Origin of the sequence: Neorhizobium sp. NPDC001467 (assembly GCF_050275975.1) — a bacterium.
Lineage (GTDB): Bacteria > Pseudomonadota > Alphaproteobacteria > Rhizobiales > Rhizobiaceae > Neorhizobium.
The window spans coordinates 162433-178884 of record NZ_JBNNPS010000002.1 but is presented as its reverse complement, the minus strand read 5'-3'; the positions used below and the strand labels follow the sequence as shown (position 1 = coordinate 178884).

17 protein-coding genes and 1 pseudogene are annotated in these 16452 nt (G+C 60.9%); 10 read left to right on the top strand and 8 right to left on the bottom strand.

The window, feature by feature from the left end; all coding sequences use genetic code 11:
- Positions 1-64: 64 nt before the first annotated feature.
- From ACQKKX_RS05760 to ACQKKX_RS05730, 7 genes and pseudogenes are all read right to left on the bottom strand, one after another.
- A pseudogene (locus ACQKKX_RS05760) lies at positions 65-424 on the bottom strand (ATP-binding protein); the annotation flags it as partial.
- A 127-nt stretch (positions 425-551) separates the two neighbouring features.
- Positions 552-1061: a HupE/UreJ family protein gene (locus ACQKKX_RS05755; protein ID WP_427570096.1), complete on the bottom strand. Its 510-nt coding sequence runs from the start codon at positions 1059-1061 to the stop codon at positions 552-554.
- Positions 1043-1648, bottom strand: a complete 606-nt coding sequence (locus tag ACQKKX_RS05750) for a hypothetical protein (protein WP_427569509.1) — start codon at positions 1646-1648, stop codon at positions 1043-1045. Before ACQKKX_RS05750 ends, ACQKKX_RS05755 begins: the two co-directional genes overlap by 19 nt.
- Complete coding sequence (locus ACQKKX_RS05745; RefSeq protein WP_427569508.1) at positions 1645-2436, bottom strand: DUF4198 domain-containing protein; 792 nt, start codon at positions 2434-2436, stop codon at positions 1645-1647. The genes ACQKKX_RS05750 and ACQKKX_RS05745 overlap by 4 nt, the downstream gene beginning before the upstream one ends.
- A gap of 153 nt (positions 2437-2589) precedes the next feature.
- On the bottom strand, positions 2590-3714 hold the full coding sequence (locus ACQKKX_RS05740) for a hypothetical protein (RefSeq protein ID WP_427569507.1): 1125 nt from the start codon (positions 3712-3714) through the stop codon (positions 2590-2592).
- Positions 3715-4686: 972 nt separating this feature from the next.
- Positions 4687-5217, bottom strand: coding sequence for a DUF4142 domain-containing protein (locus ACQKKX_RS05735; protein WP_427569506.1), 531 nt, complete (start codon positions 5215-5217; stop codon positions 4687-4689).
- 163 nt (positions 5218-5380) lie between these two features.
- Positions 5381-5926 carry a cysteine hydrolase family protein gene (locus ACQKKX_RS05730; protein WP_427570095.1) on the bottom strand — a complete coding sequence of 182 codons (546 nt, stop codon included), beginning with the start codon at positions 5924-5926 and terminating at the stop codon, positions 5381-5383.
- A 236-nt stretch (positions 5927-6162) separates the two neighbouring features.
- Between ACQKKX_RS05730 and ACQKKX_RS05725 the strand changes: the two genes are divergently transcribed.
- The 4 genes from ACQKKX_RS05725 to ACQKKX_RS05710 all read left to right on the top strand — a co-directional run bounded on the left by ACQKKX_RS05725 (position 6163) and on the right by ACQKKX_RS05710 (position 8934).
- Positions 6163-6459, top strand: coding sequence for a PRC-barrel domain-containing protein (locus tag ACQKKX_RS05725; RefSeq protein ID WP_427569505.1), 297 nt, complete (start codon positions 6163-6165; stop codon positions 6457-6459).
- Between the two features lie 123 nt (positions 6460-6582).
- Complete coding sequence (locus ACQKKX_RS05720) at positions 6583-6750, top strand: hypothetical protein (protein WP_427569504.1); 168 nt, start codon at positions 6583-6585, stop codon at positions 6748-6750.
- A gap of 270 nt (positions 6751-7020) precedes the next feature.
- Positions 7021-7878, top strand: coding sequence for an SDR family oxidoreductase (locus ACQKKX_RS05715; RefSeq protein ID WP_427569503.1), 858 nt, complete (start codon positions 7021-7023; stop codon positions 7876-7878).
- Between the two features lie 129 nt (positions 7879-8007).
- Positions 8008-8934 carry an XdhC family protein gene (locus tag ACQKKX_RS05710; RefSeq protein WP_427569502.1) on the top strand — a complete coding sequence of 309 codons (927 nt, stop codon included), beginning with the start codon at positions 8008-8010 and terminating at the stop codon, positions 8932-8934.
- A 3-nt stretch (positions 8935-8937) separates the two neighbouring features.
- Here the strand turns inward: ACQKKX_RS05710 and ACQKKX_RS05705 are convergent, their stop codons facing one another.
- Positions 8938-9588 (bottom strand): nucleotidyltransferase family protein, encoded by a 651-nt coding sequence (locus tag ACQKKX_RS05705; RefSeq protein ID WP_427569501.1) that lies wholly within the window; start codon positions 9586-9588, stop codon positions 8938-8940.
- Positions 9589-9710: 122 nt separating this feature from the next.
- On the opposite strand from ACQKKX_RS05705, the gene ACQKKX_RS05700 reads away from it, so the two are divergent.
- The 6 genes from ACQKKX_RS05700 to ACQKKX_RS05675 are packed head-to-tail and all read left to right on the top strand — an operon-like array spanning position 9711 to position 16449.
- Positions 9711-10235, top strand: a complete 525-nt coding sequence (locus ACQKKX_RS05700) for a (2Fe-2S)-binding protein (protein WP_427569500.1) — start codon at positions 9711-9713, stop codon at positions 10233-10235.
- Positions 10232-11248, top strand: a complete 1017-nt coding sequence (locus ACQKKX_RS05695) for an FAD binding domain-containing protein (RefSeq protein ID WP_427569499.1) — start codon at positions 10232-10234, stop codon at positions 11246-11248. Before ACQKKX_RS05700 ends, ACQKKX_RS05695 begins: the two co-directional genes overlap by 4 nt.
- Positions 11249-11259: 11 nt before the next feature.
- Positions 11260-13512, top strand: a complete 2253-nt coding sequence (locus ACQKKX_RS05690; RefSeq protein ID WP_427569498.1) for a xanthine dehydrogenase family protein molybdopterin-binding subunit — start codon at positions 11260-11262, stop codon at positions 13510-13512.
- Entirely contained in the window at positions 13509-14648 is a 1140-nt protein-coding gene (locus ACQKKX_RS05685; RefSeq protein ID WP_427569497.1) for a catalase family protein, read from the top strand. The genes ACQKKX_RS05690 and ACQKKX_RS05685 overlap by 4 nt, the downstream gene beginning before the upstream one ends.
- Positions 14649-14671: 23 nt before the next feature.
- Complete coding sequence (locus ACQKKX_RS05680) at positions 14672-15616, top strand: Ku protein (protein WP_427569496.1); 945 nt, start codon at positions 14672-14674, stop codon at positions 15614-15616.
- An 11-nt stretch (positions 15617-15627) separates the two neighbouring features.
- Positions 15628-16449, top strand: a complete 822-nt coding sequence (locus ACQKKX_RS05675) for a Ku protein (RefSeq protein ID WP_427569494.1) — start codon at positions 15628-15630, stop codon at positions 16447-16449.
- Positions 16450-16452: the final 3 nt, after the last annotated feature.

Sequence of the window (16452 nt, the reverse complement as noted above, 5' to 3'; positions counted from 1 at the left end):
GCCTGCCCGCCGCGGGCCGGGTCGCGGAGGGTAGACCAAGTGCGGGTGATGGCTATCTTCGGCTTTAGCTTTGAGAGCGGTTTCTAAAGCGCCAGGACTCGTTTCGGTTTCCACGATCTCGCAGTGATGGGCCAGACGGTCGAGGAGTGCCGTCGTCATCTTGACATCACCGAACGCCGGTGGCCATTCGCCGAAGGCAAGGTTCGTCGTAGCGATGATCGAGGTGCGCTCGTAAAGCCTGCTGATCAGGTGGGAGAGGAACGGACCTCCGGCCTGCGAACGGCAGATAGCCGAGTTCATGGAGGATGGTGAAGTCGAGGAGCATGAGGTAATCGGCTATTCGGCCCAGCTTGCCGTTGCGTGTTTCCGTTTCCAGGCGGTTGACCAGATCAACGACATTGTAGATGCGCCCACGTGTGCCGTTGGGATGAACGCACGGGCAATCGCATCATCCGGCGCCTTGCTGCTCGATGCATGTGCGAGCAGCTCCGCGTTCCGCGATCAGCCCAGGGCTCCGTTGTCCCATGGCACAACCGCCCGCACGTCTGAGGTTAGCCGCCGATACGTGTGGCTGCCCAGTAGAGCCCGATGACGGCAATGATCACCGATGCCGGCCAGACGACCCGGCGTCGATACCACGACTGGGATCTTAAGGGTCGCAGGAGCAGCGTATGGACAAGGAGAACGATGGCAAGCTGCGCCGCCTCGATGCCCAGATTGAACCCGACCAGGGCCACAAGCCTTTGCTGCGCGGGCAAGCCGAGATCGGCCAGGACCCCGGCGAAACCTAGACCGTGCAGCAGCCCGAAGCAGAACACCAGCAGCGGACGCCAGAGTACTCGTCGCAGCCGCGACGCCTGTGCGCGGGGCGGCAGCAGGTTTTCGGCCGCAACGATGGCGATCGAAACGGCGATCAGAGGCTCGACGATCGCCGGAGAGACGCTGATGACGTCTTCGGTTGCAAGAAACAGGGTGACACTGTGCGCCACCGTGAAGGCGGTGATCTGCCAGGCAAGCAGACGAAAGCCTGCGGCACCGAAAATCAGCCCGAGAACGAACAGGACATGATCCGGACCGGCCGGGACGATATGTGCAAATCCCTGCCGGACATATTCGAAAAAATGGCGATGGCGGTGGGCGGCGGCTCTGCCTTGAGCGGAAGCGGTGGGCTTTCCTCCCCGCCATCGAGCCAATAGACCCTGTCGTTGAAAGATAGCGCATAGCGGCTTGCCGGCAGATCGAAACGCCATGAGATGGCCTGGCTGTTGGCGAGAACCGTGCCGTGCAGGCCGATCGTGACTTTGGTCGGGAGTGCCGGGTCCGAAGGGACATCGAGATCCACTGTGGTTTGAAAGTCGACCGACCGGCCGTCGAAGGAGACGGCGATATGGTCCGCCAATGCTGCAAGCGATCCTTTCAGACGCTGTTCCAGACTTTCGGGAGCAAGATCGCGGCTCGGCCTTTGGCCCGCGTCAAGCTCGAGACGATTGAGCAGCGGGCTTGGCGCCGTCACGATGGCGGCGGTCCAATGAGTACCGGAAACATCAAGGGCCACGCGAGTTTCCCCGATCTCATGCGCCAGCACCGTGACTGCCCCTAGCAGCAGGAGGACGAAAGACGCCGCGGGCGCAAGAAGACGATGTATCATTGCCCACCTGCCTTGAGAAAAGTGAGGGACGCCCATTCGCTGTGCCAATCCGCATCGCTGAACCAGCCTCCGCGTTCCATCCAGACCGCTTGGAGCAACCATATGCCATGGCCAAGCGGCAGGGTCAGGTGACCTTGGGCATCGCTGCGTGCGGAAAGAGCTTTAGCGGGATTGTCGCGGGAACGGGCAAGCACCAGGCAGCCGACGAGCGGAGCGCCGCGCCAACGGACCATCAATTCGACCTGTGAAGGACCGGCACGCGTGGGGTCGCCGACCGGCACCAGCTCGAGCGTCTGGTCAAGGACCATCCCGAAAATCGAGGCTTGCCCGCCGTGCCCCAGCAGCGCCTTTGCATGGCGGCGAAACCGTTCGCGAACCGGCCTGTCCGTTTCGCCAGCCCTGGCTCTTCCTTCCACGACCCATTCCAGACCATGCGCACGCAAATATGCCTCAAACCGGACCGCATCGAGAGACGTTGTACCGCCGCCGCCGTCATAAACGACGATGGCAGGCTGTCCTGCGGCCGGGCTTGCCATCCCCGCCGGCACAACCCCTTCACTTCCGGCGACCGGAACCGTTCGATCGGCCTCGACAACCGAAAATCTCTCTATCGCCTCCGAGCGGCGTGGTATGGAATCGCCGACGAACATTTCACCAACCTTGAGGTCGATGGAAATGGCCTGGCCATGGCCCGGTCGAAAGCTTGACGGTTCGATCCAGAAATCATGCGCACCGGCCCTCTCCACCGATGTTACGAGTGACAGGCCGGCCAGAAGGACAAGCGGCATACGCCCGTATCTTTTGTGCAGCCGGGCGCACCTTCGCGCTTTCCGACGCTCAAGCAAGTTCATAGGACGTAGCTCGCCGCGGCAGGTAAGCCTCGGCGCGCCTCGCCGCCCGGACTGCTCGTGATACTCCTGCTGCTGTGGCGATAGGCAGCGTCATGTGGCCGGTCCCATCCTCTTTGCCGCCAGCCGTCGAAGAAGAAGGCACAACAAGCCTCTTGCCGCCTCCACTACCGCCCAGGCCAAGAGAATGAGAACGATCGCACCGACGACGAGATAGGGCGTCAGCGATCGACTGGGTGGAGCCGGCGGCTGCTTGTCCGGCCACGGCTCGGCAAGAAACGGAAACTGCGGCAGAAACGGCTTGTCGTTATGCGTCGCGCGAGGAAAGCCGCCTTCGATGAAGGCTATGTCCTGAAGCAGGCAATCTCCGAAACTGCAGGTCTGGGCCACCACGTCGTCGTCGATCCGGCGTCCGTTGGGATAGCCCGAGGGGAAGCGATCACTATAGATCATCACATCCGGCTGAGCATCGTACTTGCGAATGAGGAAGGTCGTCTCCATCAGTTCCGCAATGGCTGCCGACCACCACTCGCGATTGCCTTTGAGGAAATTATATAGTCTCGAGGTTTTGTCTGCCTGCTCCATCAGGGCACCAACCTGATCCTTTGGCTCGACCGTGTTCAGAAAGCCGAACCTCGGCAGTTGCGTGCGGATCGAGCGGCCGACATGGTCGACCTTCTGGCCGTCGCGCTCTGTCGTGCCCCATAAAATGAAATCCTGCTGGCCGACCGGAAAGGCGCTGCGCGGCAGATCGAGGGCCATGGAAATTGCGTTGACGCCGAAGAAACGCGGGAAATTGAACGGGTCGTCGCGAACGCCGAAAAAGGTGGCGATCTGATCCGTATCGTTCAGCCCGCGATACTCGATCTGTGCCAGACCAGCATTGTCGTTGAGCCGGATACTGACCGTCGCGTCTGCATGCAGCGCGGCCGGCTGCGCAATGGTGCCGCCATATCGGGCCCTGTCGCCCGCATCCGTGAAATCCACCGGTGTCGAGAAATCGAAATGGATTTCGTAGGCATAGGGCTGAAGTTCATAGGGCGGCGGGGAGGAAAGCGCGCGCCGGACATTGAAGATGAGGATCATCCGGTCGCCGTTCGGAAAGAAGAACAGGTCCGTGATGTTGGTCTCGGGTCCGCGCAGATGCGTTGGATCGGCATGATCGGAAGCAGAGGACGTTCTGACCAGGAGGGAGGCTGGAACCAGAATCACAATCAAAGTGGTAAGGATCCGAAGAATAGCGGTGAAATCGGTAAGCCCGGATGTTTGCAACCCGGCTTCACCCTTTGAGCCAGCTTCCGGGCCGGCGTCCGTCGCCGCATGAAGACGCTCCTGGCTGCCCGACAGTTTCGCCCTTCGCTGAACGCAAAACCATGTCATCGCATCCCCCTGCCCAAAGGATTACTTTCGCAAATCATAACGCAACCTAGGCGCTAGTCAACTGCTTCACTCTCCCGCAGGATGCATTCCTGGCAGACTTTAGAAAGGCACGGGTAATGAACGCGGCGACGCGGTTTGTCGGAAAAGTACTTGTCGTAAAACGGATTCAGCCACGAAAACTACAGGTGGTAGCCCGTCGGCGGTGAGGCGGGTTTTGTATGCGTTTCCTGTCTGGACGGACATTTCCGTCATTCGACGTCCGCTATTCAAAGACGCGACACCGAGGACAACTCGACGCTACGCATGACAGAACGCGAAAGTTTACGGGACGCGCGACATGCACATGTTCGGCAGGACGCTGACGGCAAAAGCTTACGCGACACCATCGGGATTGGGGTCTGCCGAAGCCATGTCTGACGGCTACCGCCGTTCCTTGCCGTGAGAAACAGCATTCGCGCCGCTCTGCCGATAAATCTACCAGGTTCGACCTGCCTCACGGCGGATGACGTGGGAGATCCTTAAAATCTCTGGCTTATCGGGCAGCGATTGGTCGCGTGAACAGGCCTGACGGTCGAAGGGAACGGAGACTTTCATCGAAGCCGTCCGGTATTGCGTCACGCTCGACATGCGGCAGGACAACTCATCTATTGACCGGTTCATGACCAAGGCACCGCCTGCGGGCACGGCGGATTGCCGAGCGACTTGCAATCTTCGAAGACGCTCGCAAGCTGCAAGTGGCGAGCCAGATCAAAAATGTCGATGAAGGCGGCGACATGGCCACCTTCATCGAAGTTGAACGCGGGAGCGGTCTTACTTGTCGAGGTCCTGTGCCATCTTGTAGTGATGCTCGAGCGCAGGCAGCGTCTTGGCGGCCCAAGCCTTCAGATCGGCATTTTCGCCCTCTTCGGCATAGCGCTTGAAAAGATCGACGGCATCTTCGTGCGCGTCCACCTGATCGTCCACATATTCCTCGTTGAACTCGGCGCCCTGCAGCTTGGCCAGTTCGTCGATTTCGCCCTTATGCGCTTCGGTCAGGGCGGTGACCGGTGCCCCCTGCACCTTGCCGCTCGCCAGAAGACCCTTGAGCTCGGCGGTCGTCTTTTCATGATCGGTGATCATCTGCTGTGCGAAGGTCTTGATCTTGTCGTCGCCCTTCTGAAGGGCCAGTTTCGACGATTCCAACTCGAAAAGATCGCTTGCAGATGCCTGCATGATGAAATCTTCAGTCTTGGGCGCAACGCCGAGAGCGGAGTTCACACCGGTCTTTTCGGCAGCCGACTGGGCCAGCGCCGCGCCGGAAACGCTCAGGGCAAATACGGTGGTGAGCAAAAGCTTCTTCATTGGGTTCGGTCCTTTCTTGAGCGGGGCCGGAAATCTCCGGATCAGCTTTCTGATAGCTATAGAGGCACAGATGAACGGCCCGCTCCCCGCGAAGTTCCTCGGAAAACCGAAGCTTTTTTTCTCATGACCGATTTTGTACGGAATCGTACAGGGGCTGCGCCCGTCAGTCGACACATTCCATAAACTGTTCGCTCGTCATGACATCCAGCTGGGTCGAAAAACGGTCACCCAGCAAAGTCAGCGCGGCATCGTGGGTAGCATCGGCACCGCTGCAAACCGCATCGGAAAGCACGACGACCTTGTAGCCGAAATCGATCGCCCCCAGCACGGTGGCTAGAACGCAGACATCGGTCTCGCCGCCTGAGACAACGACGCTGGTGACATTCTGGCGATAGAAGCTGACATGCAGACGCCCGTCGGTCCACGGACTGTAGGTTGCCTTGTCGAAGACGGTGGCCGGCGGCACCAGTCGCGCCAAGGGTGCCACCAGATCGACGAGCTCGAGCGGCAGGTGTTCGAGCGTCATGTTCTGCCATTTCCGGTAATAGGCCTGCCAGGCCCCGTTTGCCTGCTCCGAATTATCCGGCGGCACAAAACGGGTAAAAACCGTCTTTGCGGCAAACCGCGAGGAAACGGCCTCGATCTGTGGAAGGACGCGGTTCATCCAGCCGACGTGCCACGGCGTATCTTCGGCAAACATGCGCTGCATATCGACACAGAGGTGCCGCCAATTACCGTCCACGATTATCATCCCATTTACGCATCGGCAGCGCCGGTTGCGCTTGCCTGAAGAAGAAGGCGCCGGGTTGCGGAACCCACGGTCGCCTCAACCCGCCGCAAACGGGTTGGTTCCTTGCAGCCTGCATGCGGCGACCCTACAGGTCCGGAACTGCGACGGAACGAAGTACCCTTGCGCCCGTTGACTTGGGCAACAGGGAGATGACCATGGACCATACAAATCACATCCGCCTCAGGGCTGACGAACTTACGCCCGCCGTTCTTGAGGGTGCAACCGTCTACGGTGCCGACGACCATAAGGTAGGCAAGGTCGACCACGTTCATAGCACTGGTGCCGCGGGCAAGGTCATCATCGATGTCGGCGGCTTTCTCGGCATAGGCGCAAAGCCGGTCGCCGTCGCGCTCACCGATCTTGACTTCATGCGCGACGAGGACGGTGAAGTTCATGCCGTCACGTCCTGGACCAAGGATCAGCTCAAAGCGATGCCCGAGCATCATCACTGACGAGATCGATCGGCCCGGCTCCTGCCGGGCCGGCCTCGTCATGGCTGTCAGTGCGGAACCAAAACGGGTCTAGCGCGTTCATGCCGCGACCTTCTTTATCCGTGCTGAAAACATGGTTGGACAATGTTTCGCAATACGCCAATTCTGAGCCAGATCGGCCGAACGGCCACGTCGTTGATCGAGGATCTCGGACCATCCATGGTAGTGATGGTGGCGACGCTTGCTGCTGGCGCATGGGCACTTGGTATCCGGTTCGAGACGGAACTTCACACTACAACGCAAATGTGGTGACCGATCGGGGCCACGATCGTGCGCATTGCAATCGGGCCGTCCGTTGTGGACTTCGAGCCCCGAGACTGCCGGACTGCCGTGAGACGTTTCGGCCCTTGCTTCCGGTGACCCTCGGTCGTCTGGAACTATTTGACCTTTGATCGCTTTCTTACGGGTGAAACGCCGCAGCTGTTTCGCAATTTTTGCCGGGCCTCCAATGCTTGCACTGCATCTGGAACGCGAGCGGCAGGAACAGGGCCCGGACAATTGCCACTCGGAAAAGGATTTCAGATGACAAACTACCCAGCTCCGCCGTTCGACACCCCTATGCAGACCATGCCCGGCAAGACCAGCGAGATGTCGCCGCGCCCGGATCATGGTGAGGAAAGCTACCGCGGATCGGGTCGGCTGGCCGGTCTCAAGGCCATCATCACCGGTGGGGACAGCGGTATCGGGCGTGCCGTCGCCATTGCCTATGCGCGCGAGGGGGCCGACGTTCTGATTTCCTATCTCGACGAAGACGAGGATGCGCAGGAAACCAAGGCCTGGATCGAAAAGGCCGGCCGTAAGGCGGTTCTCGTGCGGGGCGACATTCAGAGCGCACAGCATTGCAGCCACATCGTCGAAACGGCCGTGGCTGAACTTGGCGGCATCGATATTCTAGTCAACAACGCCGCTCATCAGGCGACGTTCAGCGACATCGGCGAGATCAGCGACGAGGAGTGGGAACTCACCTTCCGCGTCAATATCCATGCGATGTTCTATCTTACCAAAGCTGCCGTCCCCCACATGAAGCCAGGAAGCTCGATCATCAATACCGCATCGATCAACTCCGACAGCCCATCGCCTCATCTTCTTACCTATGCGACGACCAAGGGGGCAATCCAGAATTTCACCGCGGGCCTTGCCCAGATGCTGGCGGAAAAGAACATTCGCGCCAATGCCGTCGCACCCGGCCCGATCTGGACGCCGCTCATTCCATCCACCATGCCGGAAGAAAATGTCAAGAACTTCGGCAAGCAGGTGCCGATGCAGCGCCCGGGCCAGCCAGTGGAACTGGCGTCAGCCTATGTCATGCTGGCGGAACCCCTGTCGAGCTACGTTTCCGGTGCTACAATTGCGGTCACAGGTGGCAAGCCCATCCTGTAATCACTGGGCAGCTCTTTGCTGGAACCGTTCCTTCCGGCGGCGCCGACGGCGACCGGAAGAATAATCGGTTCCGATGGGCCGCGATAGACATGCCGTTTTCGGCGGCCCGTACTTGAGAAAGGGTCATCCTTGAATTCCATCTCCGCGCAAAGAGAGCCGCTTGTGCCAGCGGCGGCTTTCGAAACGGACGATCCCCTTATGCTGCTGGAGTTCCTCCGAGCGAGTCTGGCCGACGGTGTCCCTGCGGCACTCGTGACGCTGGTCGAGGTCAGAGGCGGCTCCGCCCGACCCGTCGGCGCGCAGATGGTGGTCAGGGCGGATGGCTTTTACTGCGGCTTCGTTTCTGGCGGATGCACCGAGGCAGCAATTGCCGGAGAGGCCCTGCAGGCACTTGAAAGCGGTCAGGATCGCTTCCTGAAGCTCGGTGAGGGATCTCCGTTTTTCGACATCGTCCTGCCCTGCGGCGGCGGCATTACGCTGTCGATCCATGTCGTCAGCAGCCTCTGTCCCATCAACGACGTGCTGGCCCGGCTCGCCGCCCGCCAGCCCGCCGCTCTGTGCTACGATCCCGGCCGGAAGATCCTGGCCGCGATCGATGATGCGGATGTCACCGGCTGGCATGGCGATACTTTCGTGACAATCTACCTGCCGAAAACCCGGCTCCTCGTTCTTGGCCGTTCGCTGGAGGTGTCGATCATGTCGCGGCTTGCAGAAGCGGCAGGCTATGATGTCATCGTGGCAGATGACGGCGTAAGCCGGCCCAAGATTGATCACAATCTGGACCGCAACAGCGCGGTCGCCTTGCTATATCACGACCTGGATCGGGAACTGCCTTTGCTGCGCGCAGCGCTCGACGCTTCGCCCTTCTATATCGGCGCGCTCGGCAGTCAGCGCACCCATGAACGCCGCTGCGAAGCACTGAGAGATCTTGGTTACGGTGAGGCGGATATTGCGCGCATCAAGGCGCCGATCGGCATTTTCGGCAAGGCTCGCGATGCCACTTCGCTTGCCATTTCCGTTTTGGCGGATATTGCTTCGAGCCGGAAAGGCATGTGAAACTCATCCGCGCAGGATGCCGCCGTGCGCCATTACGGCCTCCGGCGTATCCACATCGATGCCGGCCGCGGAACCGATTTCGACATCGAGCACCGGCAGACCGCCGCACTGCACGATCCCGCGGGCACCGACATCCCCCTGCAACTGCCGGATACCGTAGAACACGGCTGCCGGAAAGATGACCGGGTGACCGGGCTGCGAGCCAGATGCGGCGCGGACGATGGCACCCCCGCCTGCCTGGCGAAAACGTCCGATCAGATGATCGACATGCGCGCTCTCGATCGCTGGCATGTCGGCGAGCATCACAAGAAGTCCGGCGCATTTGGCAAGCTCTGCGTCGCTCAAGCCGCAGGTCAGCGACCCCGCCATTCCAGAGCGGTAGTTGGCGTTGAACCGGATTTGCAGATCAAGGCCCGAAAGCTGCGCCTCGATCTCGTCGCGGCGGTGCCCGGTCACCACGACGACCGGTCGCGCCAGCGATGCAAGCAGCATTTGCGCGGAGCGGCGAACCAGCGGAATGCCGTCGAACTCAGCAAGCAGCTTATGCTGCCCATTCATGCGACGTGACTGCCCGGCTGCAAGAAGGACGGCACCAATGGTGAGGACGTCCCTATCATCTCGTCCGTTCGCCAAAACGCCCTCCTCGTTACTCATCGATGTAAATCCGTTGCTCGCCCGTCGGTCTCGCATGGCTATATCTGGCGCGATGCCGGCGCGGAACAATCGTCTGGGCCTCCCGTTAGTCTTTTCATCCGGATAACGAGAAAGGCAGAACAATGGATCTCGCGAACACGCAGCCGCATGCGCCGCTCTGTCCCACCACACTTACTGTCAATGGCAAGCAGCACCGGCTCGACCTGCAGCCCTGGGTGACGTTGCTCGACCTGTTGCGCGGCCCCATGGCGCTTTCCGGCACCAAGAAGGGCTGCGATCACGGCCAATGCGGCGCCTGCACGGTTCTCGTGGACGGCGAGCGCGTCAATTCCTGCCTGAAGCTGGCGGTGTCTCTGGACGGCGCCGAGATCACGACGATCGAGGGGCTGGGAACGCCCGAAGACATGCATCCGATGCAGAAGGCCTTTGTCGAGCACGACGCGTTCCAGTGCGGCTATTGCACCTCTGGCCAGATCTGTTCAGCCGTCGGCATGCTCAAGGAAGGTCACGCGCACAGCCGCGCAGACATCCGCGAACTGATGAGCGGCAATCTCTGTCGCTGCGGGGCCTATACCAATATCGCCGACGCCATCGAATCCGTGCGCGACGCCGAAGCCGCCGGCGATTTCCAGGAGGCCGCCGAATGAGAAACTTTGCCTATACGCGCGCGCAGACCGTCCACGAGGCCGTCACTGCGCTCATGGCCGACCCGCGGGCGCAGCTTCTGGCCGGCGGCACGAACCTCGTCGACCTGATGAAATACGAGGTCGAAAAACCCTCCAGCATCATCGACATCAACCGGTTGCCGCTGAAGAACGTTGAAACCCTGCGGGATGGCGGCTTGCGGATCGGCGCGCTGGCCAGCAACGCCGCAGTCGCCTACGATCCGCGCGTCCAGTCGGCGTTTCCCCTCCTGTCGAGTGCCATTCTGGCCGGCGCCTCCGCACAGCTGCGCAATGCCGCGACGACCGGGGGCAATCTTTTGCAGCGAACCCGCTGCTATTACTTCTACGATCCGTCCACCCCCTGCAACAAGCGGGAACCCGGTTCCGGCTGTTCTGCAATCGGTGGCGTCAACCGCATTCATGCCGTTCTCGGCGCCAGCGAGGCCTGCATCGCGGTTCACCCGTCCGACATGTGCGTGGCACTTTCCGCGCTTGGTGCCACTGTGGAAGTGGAGGGGCCGCAAGGCGGGCGCGACATCGCCTTTTCTGATTTCCACCGTCTGCCGGGCGATCATCCCGAACGCGACAACACGTTGCAGCAGGGCGAAATCATTACCGCGGTGCGTCTCGAGGCAAACCGGTTTGCAGGCCACTCGACCTATCTCAAGCTCCGTGACCGCCAGTCCTATGCTTTCGCGCTGGTATCGGTGGCGGCAGCGCTCGATATCGAGGACGGCAGCATCGTCGATCTGCGAGTGGCGTTGGGCGGTGTTGCCCACAAGCCTTGGCGCGACCCGCTGGCGGAAGCCGAATTTGCTGGACGGCCGGCAGACGAGGAGACCTTCCGCGATGTGGCCGAGCGTCTGATGGCAGGCGCCGTCGGCCAGGGCGACAATGATTTCAAGATCCCGCTTGCCAGACGCGCAATCGTGCGGGCGCTCCGCCAGGCCGCATCCGGCCGATCACAGATCCCGTCGGTCAAGGCGATCCAGTAAGGAGGCGAACCATGCTTTACCAATCGAAAGTCGTGGGGCTTCCGCTGCCCCGTATCGACGGGCCCCTGAAGGTCACCGGGCAGGCCCGCTATGCGACCGAGCATTACGAACCCGGCATGCTGCACGGCTATATCTCGCTATCGACCGTCGCGACCGGTCGCATTACCGAGATCGATACCAGCCAGGCGGAACGGTATGCGGGCGTGGTGAAGATCTATACCCATCGGAACCGGCCGGCGGTTGCCGAAAAGGACGACAAGTGGAAGGACGAGGTCGCCTTGCCCGGCCACCCGTTCCGGCCGCTGGAAAACGACCGCATTCTGTTCGACGGACAGCCGGTGGCGCTGGTTATTGCCGACACGTTCGAGGCGGCGCGGGGCGCCGCATCGCTGATCCGCGTGACCTATCAGCCCGACGAACCCCATACTGACCTGCGTCAGGAAGAAGCCAATAGCTATGTCCCGCCGGTTCCGCGCATGGAAGCTTTCATGCCACCGCCGCCGCGCGGGGATGCCGAAAAGGCGTTTGCGGAGGCACCTTGCAAGATCGCCGCCGATTATTTCATCGAGGGCGAGCACCACAACCCGATGGAACTATTCGGTTCCACCGTGCTGTGGGAAAAGGACGGCGAACTGACCATCCACGACAAGACCCAGGGTTCCCAGAACAGCCATGATTATGTCTGCAACGTCTTCGGGCTGGAACCGGATAAGGTGACGGTCAAGAACAGCTTTGTGGGTGGTGCATTCGGTCAGGCACTGCGGCCCAAACATCAGTTGTTCCTCGCGGTGATGGCAAGCCTGGACCTCAAACGCTCGGTGAAGCTGGAAATGAGCCGCCGGGAGATGTTCTATCTGACATGGCGCCCGACGGCCATTCAGGCGGTATCTTTGGCAGCGGACCGTGATGGTTATCTGCAATCGGTCATGCACCATGCCGTCCATGCCACCTCGCGCTACGAGGACTACCAGGAAAACGTCGCCAACTGGTCGGGCATGGCCTACGCCTGCGACAATGTCAAAATCTCTTACGAGATTGCCAAGCTCGACATGTCGACGCCGGGCGATATGCGCGCGCCGGGCGCCGCAACCGGCGTGACGGCTCTGGAAACGGCGATGGACGAGCTTGCCTATGAGGTCGGCATCGATCCGCTTGAACTGCGGATCCGGAATTTCTCACATCGCGACCAGAACATGGATAAGGACATCACCTCCAAGGCCCTGCATGCCTGTTACCGCGAAGGCGCCGCACGGTTCGGCTGGAGCGAGCGCAAGCCTGCGCCACGCTCCATGCGGGATGGCAACGACCTCGTCGGCTGGGGCATGGCAACGGGCTTCTGGGAAGCGCAGATGTCGCAGGCGGAAGCAAAGGTGCGGCTTACGGCGGACGGCAACGTCACCGTCTCGGCGGCGGCCTCCGACATCGGTACCGGCACCTACACCATCCTTGCCCAGCTTGGTGCTGAAGCCTTCGACATTCCCGTCGATCAGGTAACCGTGCTGATTGGCGATTCAACGCTGCCGAAAACGGCTGTCGAAGGCGGTTCGTGGACTGCCGCCTCCACCGGCTCCGCAATCCAGGCAGGGGCTCGGATGGTGATCGCCACGCTGCTGGGCCACGCGAAGAAGATAGACGGCTCGCCGCTTGCGCACGCAACCGAGGATCAGGTCGAGGTCGCGGATGGCCGTCTGGTGCTTGAAAGCAATCACCAGATCGGCTTGGCGATCTCCGACATCATGCAGGCGGCCGGTATCTCCTTTATCGAGGAGCACGGAAAGGCCGGGCCGGACAACACGATCATGAAGAAGTTTTCGGCCTACACCCATTCCGCAGTCTTTGTGGAAGTGAAGGTTGACGAGGAACTCGGTATGGCCCGCATTACCCGCGTGGTCAGCTCGATCGCCGCCGGGCGGATCCTCAACCCGAAAACCGCTCGCAGCCAGATCCTGGGGGGCGTCGTCATGGGGATCGGCATGGCGCTGCACGAGGAAGGCATGGTCGATCATCGCACGGGGAGGATCATGAACCACAACCTCGCCGAATATCATGTGCCGGCCCATGCCGATATCGAAGAGATTGATGTCATCTTTGTCGAAGAGGACGATGACAAGGCAAGTCCGATCGGCGTCAAGGGGCTGGGCGAAATCGGGATTGTCGGCGTGGCAGCCGCCGTATCGAATGCCATCTTCCACGCAACCGGTACCCGCGTTCGCGCGTTTCCGATCACCATCGACAAGATCCTGAATGGGGAAACGACACAATGACCGGCTTTGCGCCCCTCACTCCCGTCCACTTTTCGCCAGCTGTGGAGGACATCCAGCCCGACGAACCAGCCACGGCGCGAGAGCTTGCCGATACCATGCTGCAGATTGCGGAAAAAACCTATTCCGACAGCGGCCATGCAATCCGTTGCGTGCATGCGAAAAGCCATGGCCTTCTGGAAGCGCGTGTGGAAGTTCCCGAGGGTCTGCCGCCGCATCTGGCGCAGGGGCTGTTTGCGCAGCCCGGCAGCTATCAGGCGGTCATCCGCCTGTCCACCACGCCGGGCGACCTTCTTCATGACAGCGTTTCCACCCCAAGAGGCATGGCGCTCAAAATCCTGGATGTCGATGGAGCGCGGCTGCCGGGATCGGAACGGTCGACGAGCCAGGATTTCGTCCTGGTCAACGGTCGCGAATTCAATTCGCCGAGCGGAAAAGCCTTCCTGAAGAACCTCAAGCTTCTGGCAAAGACGACCGACCGCATGGAGGGCACCAAGGAATTTCTCGCCAAGATATTGAAAGGCGCGGAAGCGGCACTGGAAGCGGTGGGGCGCGAAAGCGCCGTGCTCAAGGCTATGGGCGGCAACCCCGAAACCCATATTCTGGGTGAGGAATTCTATTCGCAGCTACCGCTTCGCTATGGCGATCATATTGCCAAGATCCGCGTCGTGCCCGCCTCCGAAAACCTCAAGGCTCTGGCCGGCACCAAAGTCGATACTTCCGACGACGGCAACGTTCTTCGCCATGCCGTGCAGCAGTTTTTCGAGGACGAGGCCGCCCGCTGGGATCTGCAGGTGCAGCTCTGCCTCGACCTCGAGGAAATGTCCGTGGAAGGCGTCGAGGCCTGGGACGAGGAGAAAAGTCCGTTCGTGACCGTTGCCCATATCATCGCCGATTCGCAACCGGCCTGGAATGAGCAGCGCGCCGACACGGTAGACGACGGCATGCATTTCAGTCCCTGGAACGGCCTGGCCGCGCATCAACCGCTCGGGTCGATCATGCGGCTTCGCAAGCTTGCCTACGAACGCTCGGCCGCCTTCCGCTCGCAGCGCAACCAAATCCCGGTTACCGAACCGCTGACCTGTCCCTTCGGACATGGCGCCCCGGGGCAGTCAATCCGGCCTCAAGCCGGCCTGTGAAGACGCAAGGCGAGGAGAAGCCGATGACTGCTGCGCGAGCCAATTGGAAGGGCCATTTGAAATTCGGCGAGGTCTCCTGCCCGGTGGCGCTCTATAGCGCCACCTCGTCGGCCGACCGTATCAGCTTCAACATTCTCAACCGCAAGACGGGCAACCGGGTCCGTCGCGAATTCATCGACAGCGAAACCGGAGACCCGGTCGAGCATGACGATCAGGTAAAGGGCTATGAGGCGGGCAATGGCCGCTATATCGTGCTTGAACCCGAGGAAATCGCCGCCGCCATTCCCGACAGCGACAAGATGCTGGCGATCGAGGCCTTCATTGCCTGCGACGAGATCGATAACGTCTATTTCGACCGGCCCTATTACCTGACGCCGCAAAAGACCGGCGAAGAAGCGTTTCGGCTCCTCTGCCAGGGCATGGAGGAAGCGAATGTTGCGGCGATTGCCAGTACCGTGCTGTTCCGGCGGTTGCGAACGGTGCTGCTCCGGCCCCATGGCGACGGCCTGATCGCCACGACGCTGAATTTCGATTACGAGGTCCGCTCGGCCGACAAGGCCTTCGACGATGTATCAGTACCCAAGGTCGATAAGGAAATGCTCGATCTGGCGGCCCACATTATCGGCACCAAGAAGGGCCATTACGACGCCGGCGCGTTCGACGATCGCTACGAAGAGGCGCTGGCCGAACTGGTGAAAGTCAAAATCGAGGGTCGGCCGATCAGGAAGCGCGCGCCGCCGAAAGCGTCGAAACCCAGCGATCTCCTGCAGGCTTTCCGCGAAAGTGCAGGCATGGGGAACGCTCAGTCCTCCAAACGCAAGCCCGGCAAAAGCCATTCCGCCAAAGGCAAGTCCGTCAAACCGAAATCGGCCAATGCCAACCCGCCGCCGAAAAAGACCAAGCCAGCCGCCGCGAAATCGGCAAAGTCCCATAAGGCGGCCGGCTCGGCGCAGCGCAAGGCCGGTTGAGGAGAGGTGCGATGGCAAACCGCCCCTATTGGAAAGGCTACCTCAAACTGTCGCTGGTGACCTGCTCGGTCGAAATGACGCCGGCGACGTCGGACAGCGAGAAAATCCGCTTCCATACGCTCAACCGCGACACCGGCAATCGCGTGCTGAGCCGCTATGTCGACAGCGTCACCGGCAAGGCCGTGCGCGATAGCGACGAGGTCAAGGGTTACCAGCGTGGCGAGGACGATTACGTCATGCTGGAAGATGAGGATCTCGAAAACGTAGCGCTGGAGAGTACCCGAACCATCGACATCGCGACCTTCACGCCCCGTGGCGAGATAGACTGGATCTGGCTCGATACGCCCTATTACCTTTCCCCGAACGATGCGATCAGTCAGGAAGCCTTCGGCGTCATTCGCGCCGCAATGGAAAGCCAGGGCATGGTCGGCATTTCGCGGCTGGTTCTGGGCAGGCGCGAGAGGGCCGTCATGCTGGAGCCGCGCGGCAAGGGCATCGTCTTGTGGACCTTGCGTTACGGCGACGAAGTGCGCGAGGCCAGGGATTATTTCGACGGTCTGGCCGACATCGCGCCGGAAAAGGAAACGCTGCCGCTGATCCGCAAGCTGATCGCCAAGCAGACGCGTCCTTGGGATGCAAAAATGGTATCCGATCCGGTTCAGGATAATCTGCGCGATATCATCAAGTCGAAAAAGGCCCGCCGCGGCAAAACGTCGGCCAAGCCGAAAACCCCCGAACCGGATACATCCGAAAAGCCCGGCAATGTCATCAGTATCATGGATGCGCTGCGCAAGTCGATCGACGCAGACAATCGCCGCAGCGGCCGAAAGTAGCCC

Bases quoted from the DNA above. Each gene is read 5' to 3' on its own strand.
- ACQKKX_RS05695 (WP_427569499.1), top strand. From the start codon at position 10,232: ATGAGAAACTTTGCCTATACGCGCGCGCAGACCGTCCACGAGGCCGTC.
- ACQKKX_RS05715 (WP_427569503.1), top strand. From the start codon at position 7,021: ATGACAAACTACCCAGCTCCGCCGTTCGACACCCCTATGCAGACCATG.
- ACQKKX_RS05680 (WP_427569496.1), top strand. From the start codon at position 14,672: ATGACTGCTGCGCGAGCCAATTGGAAGGGCCATTTGAAATTCGGCGAG.
- ACQKKX_RS05745 (WP_427569508.1), bottom strand. From the start codon at position 2,436: ATGCCGCTTGTCCTTCTGGCCGGCCTGTCACTCGTAACATCGGTGGAG.
- ACQKKX_RS05675 (WP_427569494.1), top strand. From the start codon at position 15,628: ATGGCAAACCGCCCCTATTGGAAAGGCTACCTCAAACTGTCGCTGGTG.
- ACQKKX_RS05725 (WP_427569505.1), top strand. From the start codon at position 6,163: ATGGACCATACAAATCACATCCGCCTCAGGGCTGACGAACTTACGCCC.
- ACQKKX_RS05750 (WP_427569509.1), bottom strand. From the start codon at position 1,648: ATGATACATCGTCTTCTTGCGCCCGCGGCGTCTTTCGTCCTCCTGCTG.
- ACQKKX_RS05720 (WP_427569504.1), top strand. From the start codon at position 6,583: ATGTTTCGCAATACGCCAATTCTGAGCCAGATCGGCCGAACGGCCACG.
- ACQKKX_RS05700 (WP_427569500.1), top strand. From the start codon at position 9,711: ATGGATCTCGCGAACACGCAGCCGCATGCGCCGCTCTGTCCCACCACA.
- ACQKKX_RS05705 (WP_427569501.1), bottom strand. From the start codon at position 9,588: ATGAGTAACGAGGAGGGCGTTTTGGCGAACGGACGAGATGATAGGGAC.
- ACQKKX_RS05730 (WP_427570095.1), bottom strand. From the start codon at position 5,926: ATGCAGCGCATGTTTGCCGAAGATACGCCGTGGCACGTCGGCTGGATG.
- ACQKKX_RS05685 (WP_427569497.1), top strand. From the start codon at position 13,509: ATGACCGGCTTTGCGCCCCTCACTCCCGTCCACTTTTCGCCAGCTGTG.
- ACQKKX_RS05690 (WP_427569498.1), top strand. From the start codon at position 11,260: ATGCTTTACCAATCGAAAGTCGTGGGGCTTCCGCTGCCCCGTATCGAC.
- ACQKKX_RS05735 (WP_427569506.1), bottom strand. From the start codon at position 5,217: ATGAAGAAGCTTTTGCTCACCACCGTATTTGCCCTGAGCGTTTCCGGC.